Genomic DNA, 14,347 nt, shown 5'->3' with positions numbered 1-14,347 from the left:
AACATAGAGCAAAGGTACAGGCGTGCGGATGCGAGAGCCACAAGGGTTCGCTTCGCCTGTTGGATAAAAAAATCTCCACCTTTCAGGTAGTATTTTTTTCCCACAGCCCTTGCACCAATCGCACCGTTCCTGTGATACGGCACTATGTTTAATTTAATTTATTTCATTATGTATAAGTCACTTTTTTCAGTCCGTTGTGGTAGCCGCTGGTTGTTAGCGGGTGTTCGTTACTCAGGTCGTCCATTCTTTTTAGGCGTTGTTCATTGCGGTGTTACAGATTACACCATTCGCTTATTTTGGTTAGAGTTATCATTATCAGAGCTTCCCTTTTAGGGGGCTCTTTTTTTTTCTCCTTAGAAGTATATAATAAGTCAATAAATAACAGAGGAAAGCAAATATAGGCGGGTTCGCTCAATGCCAACGCTCAAAGGGATTTTCAAGGTCAAGCCCTACGGGTTTTGATAAAAATCTCCACCCTTTGGGTAGTATTTTTTCCAAAAACCTTGACAACCCTTCCATACCCGCCTGTAACAGAGCTTTCTCTTTTATTTTTTTTCCTTTTTTCTTTTCTCTTTTAAAAATGAATGTGCGAAGCGAAGCGAGCAAATATTTAATGGCTCACTGTATGAAAACGTTTCGCATCAAAACCCACCGATTAAACCTGAATTATTCCGAACCTCATTTCTTTATATTGAATAAAGGATTGAATAGCGGAAAACCGCTGAATGAACCTTGTCCGAATTGCTTTGTCTGCATCACGACCAATCAATCCGATAAGGATTTTATGTATTGGCTTTGCTTCGGATTATGGAAATCTAAATCATTCCATTACTATCTAAAAGGTTCTGTAATTCCATTTATAACGATTGGAGATATTAAAAAGCACCTTCGAGATAGTGAAAATATTGCAAGTAAACATCCGCAGTTATTTCACCAGTCAATTCACCACCTAAAACTCTTAGAAATTAATGAGGAAAAACTCAAGCTTTCATTAAAAATGATTGATACCGCCAAAAAGGCAATCTTCTATAAGTTGATGAATAAAACAGGTGCGGCTTGAACGCTGCATCTGTCATAAAATCAATTTCTTATAGGCAAAAAAGAGCAAAGAAAAGCAACAACAACCCTGACTAAACTAATGCATAGTTATTGAAGTATATTAGTTGAAAAGGGACAAAGCCGAGTCAAGTCCGTGCCAAGTCCGAACATTTGTTGAACCCCAAAAAATATAGAAAAGATGGGAAAAATTAATCAAGGTATTCTCGGTGGTGTCTCAGGACAGGTTGGGAATGTAATCGGTGGAACTTGGAAGGGCATTGATTACCTAAGAATTAAACCTTCCAGTGTAGCGAACCCAAGAACCGAAGGACAAGTTGACCAACGCTCAAAGTTTTCAACGGTACTTCGCTTCCTGCAACCAATGACAGACTTTTTGCGAGTTGGTTTCAAGTTGTATGCGAACAAGATGACACAGTTTAACGCTGCAATGTCTTATAACTTGAACAATGCAATTACAGGAGCTTATCCAAGTTTTGCTATTGACTACGCAAACTCTTTGGTAACTCGTGGAAATCTTACAGGTGCAGTTGGTGGAGCGGCTACTTCTCCAAGTGCTGCAACAGTAGATGTAACCTGGACAGATAACTCTGGAAGTGGAAGTGCAATGGCTACTGATAAAGCATTAATCTTGCTTTTCAATGCTACAAGAGGAGAAAGTGTATTTACCACAGCTGGACCAGTAAGGTCAGCAGGAACAGAAAGTATTTCCGTGCCTTCTGAATACACAGGTGAAGATGTAGAGGTATTCTTAGCGTTTATCTCAGAAGATGGCTCTAAAGTAGCGAATAGCTCTTATTTAGGTTCTGTAACAGTTGCTTAATAGCGATTGACGTTTTCTTGAAAAACCGTCCTCATTTGGGGGCGGTTTTTTTATATTTACAACTCCCGATTTTCCTATCTTTAGTCCTTAATTAGCTATAATTCAACACTTTTTGTTGCTTATTTGTATCTATTTATAGTTAATTACCTGATAATCAGTATTGCATTACATTTTGTATTGGGAAGTAGACTCAGAATTACACTGGTTTAATTTAATTTCGATATTTTCTATACACGTATTACTTCACGTGATATTTTGAAGTGCTCAAAGGTTAGACTACCACTTCTTAGTGTTATATGAAAGTTTGAAATCATATAAAAATTGTTCCTCACTCAATCTCTTATACACCGCTTATACATTTATTTTCAAGTAGAATTCGTTTCTATATGCTTTCGCGAAAGCGTAACAATGCAACCTATAGTCTAATAACTGAGGAAATATCTTCCTTAACTTTTTTCAAAAAGAAAACCAACCCTATCTAGTTTTAAGCGGTTATTAAAAAAATTGCTAACTTTCAATATATTTGAGTGTTCCCCACTTTTAAATAATTATTATCACAACTGAAATAAACATCTTAACAAAGATGTGATTTTCATTACCGAGTTGTGACTCATTAAAAGTATGAATAATGAACAACAGACTAGAAGACGTAAAATCTTATAATCTCTTTGACACCGAAACAGAAAGAGAATTAGATGAAATTACAGAATTGGCTTCAATCATTTGTGGCACCCCCATATCTTTAATCACCATATTAGATGACAAACGGCAATGGTTTAAGTGTAACGTGGGTCTCAATGCCACAGAGACGAATATAGATGACTCTTTCTGCCAGCACGCATTGCACAATCCAGACGAAGTACTTGTAATTGAAAACGCTTTAGAGGACGAACGATTTGTAAATAATAAACTCGTTGTAGGAGATCCTAATATCAGATTTTATGCAGGAGCCCCCTTAGTAACTAAAAAAAATAACGTGCTTGGAACTTTATGTATAATTGATAAAAAGCCAAGAAAATTTTTAAAAGAACAAGAAAGAGCTTTAGAAATTCTAGCAAATAAAGCGATGGATAGGATTGAGTCGTTAAAACTAATCAATCGTCTTACAAAAACCATTGACTTCAACACTGAGAGACTTGTAAACCTCACGGAAAAACTCCCAATAGGATTATTTGAATTATTAATATCCAGTACAGGAGACTTAAGTTTTAATTTTCTAAGTAAAGGGATTACAAAATTACATCCTGAAATAAACCTAGAAAATTGGCTTAAAGATCCTACAATTGGTTTCTCGGTAATACATCAAGATGACATAGAAGGATTTCAAAGGGCATTAAATACTTCTGTTAACGAAGAAAATAAGCTTTATCATGAATATCGTGTAAAGCACAATAATGAATACCATTGGCATGCTATAAATGGTACTCCAATAAGACAAAAGGATGGTAATACTATTATGTACGGTTCGTTTTCTGACGTAACACATCACTTTGAGTATCAGTCTGCTTTAGAGCAAATATCTTTTGATATTTCTCATGTGCTAAGAAGACCAGTGACCACTATGTTAGGAATTACTAATTTATTAGAGTCAGAAGCTAATTTATCACATGAACAAATTATAGAGTATTCTGGTTATCTTAAAGCTATTTCAAAAGAACTCGAAGAGTTTACACAGGAATTAAACGAAGTATATTCAGAAAAGAAAACAAAAATTTCTTGCCATAACAATACCTATAAGCAGTGATTCTTTGAAAAACAGACAACACTCAAAAAAAGTTTTTGGAAAGTAAAAAAAGTGCAATTTTAAAAAACTTGACAAGTAAATCTTGTAGCTCTTAAATTACATCTTTCTTAAATAAAAGTCTAATAGTAGTTCCTTTATCAGAATCACTATCAATGAAAATTTCTCCACCATTCATCTCTACAAAATCTTTAGTAATCATTAATCCAAAACCTGTCCCCTTCTCCCCGTTAGTACCTAACGTTGTAGATGGTCTCTTGTTTGATAAAAAATCTAAAAACCAATCTGATTTCATTCCACTACCAGAATCTTGCACTCCTATTTCAACACTTTTATCGCTTGTTAAGGACCAAATGATTACAGTGGAATTCTTGGGACTAAATTTTAGTGCATTCGAGACTATATTTCTCAAAATTATTTTGAGCATATTTCTATCAATATTGATACTGGATGAGTCAGTATCAATAATAATTTCTATATTTTTCTCTTTAGCCATTCGGGTAAATTCAGCTTTAGTATTTTCAAACACTTCTACTAACTTAGATGACTCCTTTTTTACTTGAACACCATCCATTTGTTTATAAGACCATTGTAACAAACCATTTATCATTTCTAATTTTTCTGATATTTCAATTTTCAGATCATTAGACAACTCAATTTTAATATCATTTTCTAAGTCTGATTCTAATAAATCAATAATACTTCCAAAATTCTGTAGAGGTGTTCTAACATCATGTGTAATTAAAGAAAATAATTTATTTTTTATTGAATTTATTTCCTCTAGGTCAGCATTTTTATTTTCTAGAGACTGCCTAGCAACTTCGAGCTCTTCTGTTCTTTCTGCAACTTTACTTTGCAGATCTTCGTTAATATCTAGTTGCAACTTAAAATTAGTTTCTTCTATTAATTTGAACTTAAACCCAATAATTACAGAAAATAATAATAGCTGTAAAACTACTAGAATAGATGTCACAAGTATGAGAATACTTTTATCGATATTAAAACTATTCTTTAATAACCAACCGCCTGTATATAATAAGGCAGAAAAAATCAAGGGCCAGCTAGAATATAGATAATATTTGTTTAATCTATTTTTTTTAAATAAAACTACGCCTGAAAAAAGAATTAAAATGATTGCTCCTAAGGCTAATAAAGCTGCTATCACAGAGAGCGCTTTTTGTAAAAAAACATTGTTAAATAAAAACCAATTAATAATGTGAAATACACAGATGGTTGCTGCTATAAGAACAAAATTGATATAGATAGAATTTAATATTCTATATTTTTCGTTTCTGATATTTAAATAGCTTTTGGTAAATAAAAGCATACCTATGATGGTGATCATAGCCGTTAGTACGGAAATTTTTTGAGATATACTTGAACTCTGTAATTGTACTGACTTATCTATAAAATAAAGACTCCAGTGAGCAGTGAGCCCAAAAATAAGTATCGAATAATAAAGAAGAATTTTATATCTTAATACTAAGTATGTCAACATATGATACAACCCAAAAACTCCAAAAATGATTGTGAAAATGAGTATTTGAATTTCCTTATCTTCTATTATATTCATACATCAACATTAAAAAGATTGGTAACTTTACAATTAGTTTTTCTAAAGCTAATAAAAAATATTTTTTAATAACTAAAGATGTATAAGGTTTTTAGTTCACGCTTTCGCGAAAGCATTATCGCATAACGATTATGAATAAGAAATTTATTATTGAAAATATACTTGCTCACAAAACGCAACCTAACCTAAATTTTGAGTTACAAGAGCGAACTGTAGCATTTACAGAACGGCTTTTTTATACGCTCTTCGATGTACAGACTCCAGTTGCAGAAAATCTTGATCATTTAGAAGTTTCATTTGAAAAGTTAGTAGATCTTGCCTGTTGGGAAATTGAAAAACCTTGCAAGAAGATCTGGGAAAATTACATGACAACCTTTCCATCACTTCTGGAGAGGTTAAACCTTGATGCTCAGGCATTTTTAGAAAGTGATCCTGCCGCTAGTTGTATTGAAGAGATTTACATGGCTTACCCTGGCTTTTATGCGATTTCAATTTATAGATTTGCACACGAATTGCATAAAATTGGATTTCCATTGGTGCCAAGAATGATGACTGAGTGTGCTCATAGCAAAACTGGTGTTGATATCCATCCGGGAGCACAAATAGGAGATTCTTTTTTTATTGATCATGGGACTGGAGTCGTTATAGGAGAAGCTTCTATCATCATGAATAATGTCCGGATTTATCAAGGTGTTACTTTAGGTGGTCTTTACGTTGCAAAACACTTACGTAAAACCAAGCGCCACCCTACTATTGAAAGTAATGTCACTATTTATGCAAACGCAACCATATTAGGTGGACTCACCACGATAGGAGCTAATAGTATTATTGGCGGTAATACTTTTGTCACAAATTCGGTACCTCCTAACTCTAAGGTCTATACATCGCCAGACGTAACTATTAAAACAGCATCTAATGTCTCATAATTTATTTGATTTAATTGGTAACACACCACTTGTAAAATCTCAAAGTCTAAATACTAATCCAAATGTGAATCTTTATTTTAAATTGGAAGGACAAAATCCAGGTGGAAGTGTAAAGGATAGAGCTGCATTTAATATGATTAAGCAAGGTCTTGCAAATGGAGATTTTACAAAAGCTACTAAGATTATTGAACCTACAAGTGGTAATACTGGAATAGCACTAGCAATGGTAGCGAGTGCTTATGGGCTTGATATTGAGTTAGTAATGTCAGAAAATGCAACTAAAGAGCGTGTTCAAACCATGCGAGCTTACGGAGCAAAAGTCACTTTGACAGACGGAGATAAAGGTATTATAGGGGCTCGCGACTATGCAGAAAGTAGAGTTAAAACTGAGGGATACTTTATGTTTAATCAGTTTAGTAATGACTATAACTGGCAAGCACATTATGAATCTACTGGCCCTGAAATTTGGGAAGATACAAATCATGAGGTGACACATTTTGTGTCCTCAATGGGAACTACAGGGACAATTATGGGAACCTCTACGTTTTTAAAAGAGCTGAACTCAGATATACAAATCGTTGGGGTACAACCTACAGATGGTTCCCGTATTCCAGGAATACGCAGGTGGCCCCAAGAATATTTACCTAAAATCTTTAATCCTTCAAAGGTGGATCGTATCATAGACGTTAGTCAACAAGAGGCCGAGAATATGTCTAAACTGCTAGCATCTAGAGAGGGTATTTTTTGCGGTATTAGCAGTGGCGGTGCTACTGTCGCTGCTCTTAAACTAGCTAACGAGCTTGAAAGTGGAGTTATAGTCTCGATCATTTGTGATCGAGGAGATAGATATTTGTCTTCTGGAATATTAGGGGTTTGAAATTAGTTTATCCTGTAGCTATAGCCTACTCCTATTGCAGCAGCGTTAGCATTGATATTAGAAATATCTGCACCCAAATACCCATTTAAAGTTCCGTATTTCTTTGTCGGGTATTGAAGTTCTAGGTAGCTCAAAATCTTTTTCTCACGTTCAGGATAAGGTATATAATAGGTTCCTAGGTTTTGAAGATATGTAAATTTCAGAGTAGATATTATTTTACCTATATTATTAGTTACACCAATATGGTGCGCGATTATTCTATTATTTGGATAAGGATCTGTAGAGGACGGTACTATAAACGGTAATCCTATTACTTTTCCTTCGTAGGTCCATCCAGAAGTATATATTGTGTTAGAAAAATAATTATCTCCCCCACTTTGTTGACTAAGTCCAACAGTTTGTCGAGGGCTGCCACTTTGAGATATGGTTTGTGCATATTCGTACAGAATACCCTTAAAAAAGCATGATTTTTTTGGAGTCACAAATATCCCCCAAACACCATCAGGAAAGTTATTCAGTTCTCGTCCTGATCTATCTTCAAACAATGTCTGATGGTAAATTTCAAAATTATACTTCTCTTTTTTCAGGGAATACTTAATTTCGTATGATCCTAAATGATTTCCAAGAGCATTAATATTTTCATTAGGGTTATCGATGCCAGTTCCACTTTGACCAATAAACACTTCCTTAAAAGCAGTGAAATCATTAGGTAGTGCTACGCCCTCTGATGTGATACCTCCCCATTGTACGTAATGACGAAGGCCTATTTGTAGCCGGCTATTTTTTCTAAAATTCCACCCAAAACCTATTCTTTTATAATGGACATTTGTCTTACGTGTGTTTCTTTCATCATTTAATCTATAATGACCTATAGCACCAAGTACATCTAATTTACTTACAATATTTACGGGTTTAGTAGTTTTTAATACTATTCCTGGAATGGCTCTTGCATTTCCAGTAACTAAAATATTATCATTAATCGTGGATAAGTTTTGTTTAGAATAGTCTTTACTTTTAGCTCCAGCTGTAAGGGTAAACCATTTTTGTTTATACTCTACATAGAGGTCACTGCGCTGGATATTTGATGCCAATCCGTCACGAATAAACCCACCTAATCCTATTTCCAGCGTATCGGAAGTGAAAAAAGTATGTTTCGCTTTCGCGAAAGCGGATACCCCTACTTGACTATTCTCATCTAAAAAATCATTTGTATTTACATAACTCCAATAAGGAAGCGATTTATGTGTTAGAAAGCTTCTTGCTTGAAAAGCAGAGCTAATTTGAAGTTTTTCTTGTGCGTTTACAATGAAACATGTACTAAGAAAAAAAATAAAAAAAAGTCCTCTCATGTAAGTATAAAATTGAATGCTACGTAATTCTTAAGTAAAATATTTACTTTTGAGTATATGTTTGGATTATTTAATAAAAAGGAGTCGTTTATTGATATTTGGAGTGGTACTCCAGATATACATTGCCATGTGTTACCAGGTATAGACGATGGGGCTAAAGATACAACGACTAGCGAATTATTGCTAAAAAAATACGCGTCATTAGGGTGTAAGAAAATAATCGCAACCCCACATACTATGGGGGGTATTTACGATAATACCCCTGAAACAATTTTGAACGCTCGCAAATCGATAGTAGATACTTCTGGAATAGAACTCTCCTGTTCATCAGAATATATGCTAGACGATAATTTTGATAAATTACTTAAAAAAAATAAAATAATTCCTTTGAAGGATAAGTACTTGCTTGTAGAAATGTCCTTTTTTCAGCCACCAGAAAATCTCTTTGAGCAACTTTTTAAAATTAGCACTAAAGGCTATACTTCAATTATGGCACACCCTGAGAGATACGCCTATTACCATCAGAACTTTAAAAAATACCGAGATTTTAAAGCTAAAGGGATTAAATTACAACTTAATGTCTTGTCTCTTACATCTCATTATGGAGAATCTGTAAAGCAAACAACATATAAGCTACTCGAAGAGGGACTGTATGATTTTATAGGTACAGATACCCACAAGATAGAACATTTAGAAAAAATTGAAAAAATTACCATTCCCAAAAAATATGCGCCAGCTCTTAGTAAACTTTGCCTCACAACACAACAAGTTTTTAGCTAGTATTTAATTAAAGGGATTAGACTTAATTTCCAATCCCCAATTTATTTTTGATTCTTTGAATAAATGTTGGTGCATCTTGACCATACCCATAACCATACTTACTTCCATACCCGAAGTTATTCATTTTGACGCCATTAATAGCAAAGGCTACATTTTTCAATTTACCTTCATCTATCAGTTCTTTAGGATATTGTAATAAGTTCTTATCTGTATGATCTGCACGACACACATACACTGTCATATCAGCCTGTTGACTTATTAACAAAGTGTCTGTGACCAATAAAGTAGGTGCGGTGTCTATTATCACATAGTCATACTTATTTTTTACTTGATCCACTAAATTTTCGAAACGCCCGTTCATTAATAATTCAGCTGGATTGGGTGCAATTTTTCCTGATAAAATCAAATCAAACCTCTCTTTATCATTCATTACCTCATTCGTGATGGAATCAATAGATACTTCTGTATCATACAGATATTCTGAAAGTCCTATCGTCCATTCATTTTTGTCAATATACCGATGCAACTGGGGGTTCCTTATATCTGCACCCACTAACAAAACTGATTTCCCTGTACTTGCTAATGTAAGTGCTAAATTATAGGACACAAATGTTTTACCCTCCCCTTTAATCGTAGAGGTAACATAAATTAAATTTTTACCCTCTTTATGTTTCGAATTTATGAAATAACTTAAATTAGTGCGTAAAATTCGAAAAGCTTCTGCGAGAACAGATCGATCATTAGAGGTGATCGTTTCACTTTCTTTACTATCTATAGTAGGAACTTCTCCCAATATAGGTACTAAAGGCAATTCTTTTTCTACATCTACTCGATTATGAATCTTGGTGTCAAATAATTTTTTCACATAAATAAAAACAAATGGAACAAGAAGTCCTAATATTAGACTAGCTAAGTATATAATATTAGGTTTAGGTGAGATTGGTTCAATAGCTGTATATGCTCTGTCAACAATTTTAGCTTTTGGCGTTGTTACTGCCAGTGAAATAGCCGTTTCTTCTCTTTTCTGAAGAAGATATAAATACAAAGCCTCTTTAATTTCTTGCTGGCGCATGATATCTCTTGCAGCTTTTGTTAAGCTAGGTATAGCAGCTATCTTCCCTCCTAGATTACCACGCTGTTTTATCAAATCATTTGCTTCGATTTCAAGAGAACGAGTAGCTCTACCAAGGCTTTGTTTAATGTTTTCTTCAAGTTGAGATATTTGATCATTAACAGCAATCACTACAGGGTTATTTACAGTAGCGCTCTTCAATAGCCGCTGCTTTTCTAAAATCAATTCATTATACTTTTCAATTGAATTACTAATTCCCTCATCGGATATTCCTAGGTTGGATGGGAGCAATTCGCTTGTTTTTCCAGAATTCAAATAATCCTGTATGGATTGTGCTAAACCAATTTTCGTATTAAGTTCTAGTTGTTTTCGCTGAAGTTCATTTGCGCTTTCTAAAAATATTTGCCCCTCTGTCGCAATATCTGTAACTTTTTCATTTTCACGAAAATTTACATTTTTGGTCTCGACAGAGTCTAATTCTCTAGTAATTATTTCTAGACGATTATCTATGAACCTCGCAGTGTTTGCCGATATTAAATTTTTATCTTCTATCGCATCATTATTATAAGCATCTACTAAACCGTCTAGAATAGTTTCTGATTTTTTTGGCGCAGAAGAATTATATTCAAGCTCTATAACACTACTATTTTTGTTTACAGGTTGGATACGTAAATTTTGTTTTAAGTTGTTAACTGCAGTGTCAAAATCCGATATTGTAACTATAACTTGTGAACCTTTAACAAATTCATTACCCTGTTCGGCAGTAACTACAATACTTCCAAAATCAAGAATAATAATTTCTCCATAATTAAATGTCTTATTTACATTGCTTTCTAAAGAAACTAAATTAAAAGTAGTTGCAGATAAGGGTTCAATTGAAACAGAATGAAAAAACTTAGAAATGGAATCACCACTAAAGCTTATCAATTTTAAACTAAAAGGTCCATCATTAAAAATTTCAGAAGACTTTACATTACCTTCTTTAAAATATCTCACATTAAGATTGTGGTCTTTTACAACTCTTGAAACAAGTCTTTTAGATTTTATAATTTCTATTTCATTTTCAAAATCAGATTTTGATAACCCTGCTCCCCCTAGGCCTAGATCTCCAAATGCAGCAAGTTCTGAAAGTCCCCCTTTACCTTCATCCTTTATCAAAATAGTTGCCTTACTTTTATAAACATAGCTACTATAACGTAAGTATAGCATTGCACCAAGAATAAATATAAACGCACTTAAAATAAACCAAGGCCAATGTCTGAAGTAAGGTCGAAGTATTTCCTTTAAGTTAAGACCCTCTTCTTCTTTTAATTTTTGATTCATAGGTTATATAAAAAATTATCTTGTGACAATAGTTAAAACTGAAATTATAATTCCAGCTATAGAAATGAAAATAGTAGAATTTCGATTAAAAGCACCACTCTGTACCTGCGCGTTATTAGGAGAAACCACAATTACATCATTTTGTTGCAAGTAATAAAAAGGAGAATTCACAACATCTATAGAAGTAAAATCTAGTTCTCCATAGGTTTTAATGCCATTTTCTTCTCTTATCACTTTTACAGTTTTACGTTCTCCAAAGATTGTCATATCTCCTGCTAATCCTAAAGCTTCAAGAACAGTTATTCTTTCATCAGGTACTGTGAAAGTACCTGGTCTCTGTACTTCACCTAACACAGATACAGTAAAATTCAAAATTCTAAGATTTATAACCGCTTCTTTTGCAAACTGACTTATCCCTTCTCTCAATTTTGATACCGCCTCTATTCTAGTTTTATTACCAATATTTATAGTACCTAAATAGGGAAATTCAATGTTTCCATTTCTATCTACTAAATAGGTACCCAACCTTTCGTTTGTAGTCCTTAACGCTCCACTAGCTCCAGCGACTGGATTAAAGATTGCGACAGATTCTGGGTCTTGAGAGGAAACCGTAATCGATAGAAGATCATTCGGCCTGATAATAGTGTTGTAATTAAAATTTTGAGATTGACTCTCCAACCGTTCTATATCTTGAAAGTAAAGCACCTCTTTTTTTGAAATACACGAAGAAAATAAAAATGATAATATAACTACTAGTAAATAATTATATGAAAATCTTAAATACATAGATATAAATTAGTCTGCAAAAGTACTACTCTTCTAGAGATTGAACAATTTTATTACTCAGTTCAGCATTTGTTATATTCGCATTAGAAGAAATATCTAATATTTCAAATTCAGAATTATTACTTCTAAATTCTGGAACCAATTTTTTCAGCTTGGCAACGCTGATAGAATTATCATTTTTGAGTGATGCTTTTATTATTTGGGTGGTCAGCTCATTAATAATATTATAGTCACCACATACATCCTCGCTTATCATGATTTTTTCGTGATGGGTCGGTAGGGTTTTGCTTTTATCACTTAGCAATTCTTCGTAGAGTTTTTCACCTGGACGAAGTCCTGTGATTTTTATCTCTATCTCATCATTAATAGAATACCCTGCAAGTTTTATCATTTTCTCAGCCAAATCCATGATTCTTACAGGCGCTCCCATATCAAATATAAATATCTCACCACCTTTTCCCATAGCACCAGCCTCCAAGACAAGTTGGCAAGCTTCTGGAATGGTCATAAAATAACGAATGATATCTGGATGAGTGATAGTCAGAGGTCCCCCATTTTCTATTTGTTTTTTGAAGAGAGGTACCACAGAGCCATTGGAGCCCAATACATTTCCAAACCTTGTGGTAATAAATTTGGTGTTTTTTTTCTTTGAATTTTCAAGGGAATCAAAATATTTTGATTGTACATACATCTCTGCCGCTCTTTTAGTAGCTCCCATGACGTTTGTAGGATTTACGGCTTTATCTGTACTTACCATTACAAAATGACTTACTTTATTCTTTACAGCGATGTCAGCTAGATTTTTTGTGCCATAAATATTTGTAAGTATCGCTTCAGATGGATTACTCTCCATTAAAGGTACGTGCTTGTAAGCAGCTGCGTGATATATAAGATCAATTTTGAAAACTTCAAAAAGTTTTCTCAATCTACTACGATTTGCAACATCACAAATCATAAATTCAATGTCTAAGTCAGGAAAGTCTGAGCAAAGCTCTAAGCTTAAGTTGTGCAATGGTGATTCCGCTTGATCTAGTATTATAAGTTTTTTAGGCGCATAATTAGCAACTTGTCTAGCAATTTCACTTCCTATAGAACCTGCACCACCTGTAACTAATACTATTTTATTCTCAATTTTTTTTGACTTACTTTTATCATTAAGATTGATAGGATCTCTATTTAAAAGGTCCTCAATTTGTAATGACTTAAGCTGGTCAGTGACAGTAGTATTTTCACTCCAATTTATAACTAATGGAGAGTTGTAAACTTTTATATCATGCTCTAAGCAATCTTTTACAAGATGAAATCTCTCTTCTGCATTCAAGGTGTTTCCAGCAAATATAATTGCACTGGCATTGAGTTTTTTAACGATATTATGTATGCTATTGTCTATTTCTAAGACTGGCTTACCTAAAATTCGTAAGCTTTTATTTTGCCGCTTAGATACAAAACCCTGTACTAAAAACCTTTGAGGATGTTCTATGTCAAGAGCAGCAGCTATAGATATAGCGCCATCATCTATTCCCACAATAACTGCTCTTATAAGCTCTTCATCTTTTTGAACGAGCTTAAAAGATTCATAAAGCTGTTTAATGGCGAGTCTAAAAATAAATTGAGCGCTAAAGGTGAGTAATGAAAATAAAAATAAGCCTGTCGTTAAAAAAATCTTATTTTCAATTATTTGTAGTGAAATAACATTAACAACTATCAAGGAAATAAAGGTAGTTCCAGTGGCAAATAGCAACTTTAAAGCGTCCATAAAAGAAGAATGCCTTATTAACCCAGCGTAGGTTTTAAATGCTAATAAAAAAACAAAGTTTACGCCTATAATTAAACTTGCTTGTTTGATTAGACTCAGCGTTTTTAAGGGTTTAATATTTACCCCTTCTAGTAGTATGTATGTGATTACTAACGCTACAACCACCAGTAACAGATCTATAAAAAGTACTGCCCATCTTGGAAGATACCGTAAATTCCTTATATCAATTTTATTTTCCTCAGAAAATAATCTATTTATAGCGTCTAGTAATCGTTTGAGCATTAT

At 33.7% G+C, this 14,347-nt stretch carries 11 protein-coding genes; 6 read left to right on the top strand and 5 right to left on the bottom strand.

The window, feature by feature from the left end; genetic code table 11:
* Window positions 1–478: 478 nt before the first annotated feature.
* The 3 genes from OD90_RS02445 to OD90_RS02435 all read left to right on the top strand — a co-directional run bounded on the left by OD90_RS02445 (window position 479) and on the right by OD90_RS02435 (window position 3,623).
* The gene (locus tag OD90_RS02445) at window positions 479–1,060 is read left to right on the top strand and encodes a DUF6943 family protein (protein ID WP_261374450.1); all 582 of its coding nucleotides are present in this window, start codon (window positions 479–481) and stop codon (window positions 1,058–1,060) included.
* A 177-nt stretch (window positions 1,061–1,237) separates the two neighbouring features.
* Entirely contained in the window at window positions 1,238–1,879 is a 642-nt protein-coding gene (locus tag OD90_RS02440) for a DUF6266 family protein (RefSeq protein ID WP_144666070.1), read from the top strand.
* A gap of 628 nt (window positions 1,880–2,507) precedes the next feature.
* Complete coding sequence (locus OD90_RS02435) at window positions 2,508–3,623, top strand: GAF domain-containing protein (RefSeq protein ID WP_144666067.1); 1,116 nt, start codon at window positions 2,508–2,510, stop codon at window positions 3,621–3,623.
* Between the two features lie 91 nt (window positions 3,624–3,714).
* Here the strand turns inward: OD90_RS02435 and OD90_RS02430 are convergent, their stop codons facing one another.
* The gene (locus OD90_RS02430; protein WP_144666064.1) at window positions 3,715–5,193 is read right to left on the bottom strand and encodes a sensor histidine kinase; all 1,479 of its coding nucleotides are present in this window, start codon (window positions 5,191–5,193) and stop codon (window positions 3,715–3,717) included.
* Window positions 5,194–5,324: 131 nt separating this feature from the next.
* Between OD90_RS02430 and epsC the strand changes: the two genes are divergently transcribed.
* Window positions 5,325–6,119 carry a serine O-acetyltransferase EpsC gene (gene epsC, locus OD90_RS02425; RefSeq protein ID WP_144666061.1) on the top strand — a complete coding sequence of 265 codons (795 nt, stop codon included), beginning with the start codon at window positions 5,325–5,327 and terminating at the stop codon, window positions 6,117–6,119.
* Entirely contained in the window at window positions 6,109–6,996 is an 888-nt protein-coding gene (gene cysM / locus OD90_RS02420) for a cysteine synthase CysM (protein ID WP_144666058.1), read from the top strand. Before epsC ends, cysM begins: the two co-directional genes overlap by 11 nt.
* A 2-nt stretch (window positions 6,997–6,998) precedes the next feature.
* Here the strand turns inward: cysM and OD90_RS02415 are convergent, their stop codons facing one another.
* Window positions 6,999–8,345, bottom strand: coding sequence for a capsule assembly Wzi family protein (locus tag OD90_RS02415; RefSeq protein WP_144666055.1), 1,347 nt, complete (start codon window positions 8,343–8,345; stop codon window positions 6,999–7,001).
* A gap of 57 nt (window positions 8,346–8,402) precedes the next feature.
* Between OD90_RS02415 and OD90_RS02410 the strand changes: the two genes are divergently transcribed.
* Window positions 8,403–9,125: a tyrosine-protein phosphatase gene (locus OD90_RS02410; protein ID WP_144666052.1), complete on the top strand. Its 723-nt coding sequence runs from the start codon at window positions 8,403–8,405 to the stop codon at window positions 9,123–9,125.
* Between the two features lie 22 nt (window positions 9,126–9,147).
* Here the strand turns inward: OD90_RS02410 and OD90_RS02405 are convergent, their stop codons facing one another.
* From OD90_RS02405 to OD90_RS02395, 3 genes are read right to left on the bottom strand one after another with little or no spacing between them, the layout of a single operon-like run.
* Window positions 9,148–11,520, bottom strand: coding sequence for a GumC family protein (locus tag OD90_RS02405; RefSeq protein WP_144666049.1), 2,373 nt, complete (start codon window positions 11,518–11,520; stop codon window positions 9,148–9,150).
* A 15-nt stretch (window positions 11,521–11,535) separates the two neighbouring features.
* Window positions 11,536–12,306, bottom strand: a complete 771-nt coding sequence (locus OD90_RS02400) for a polysaccharide biosynthesis/export family protein (protein ID WP_144666046.1) — start codon at window positions 12,304–12,306, stop codon at window positions 11,536–11,538.
* A gap of 25 nt (window positions 12,307–12,331) precedes the next feature.
* A complete protein-coding gene (locus OD90_RS02395) occupies window positions 12,332–14,344 on the bottom strand; it encodes a polysaccharide biosynthesis protein (RefSeq protein WP_144666043.1) in 2,013 nt (670 codons plus the stop codon).
* Window positions 14,345–14,347: the final 3 nt, after the last annotated feature.

The sequence above is a fragment of the Dokdonia sp. Hel_I_53 genome, from assembly GCF_007827465.1.
GTDB lineage: Bacteria > Bacteroidota > Bacteroidia > Flavobacteriales > Flavobacteriaceae > Dokdonia.
This window is presented reverse-complemented; position numbering and strand designations above follow the sequence as displayed.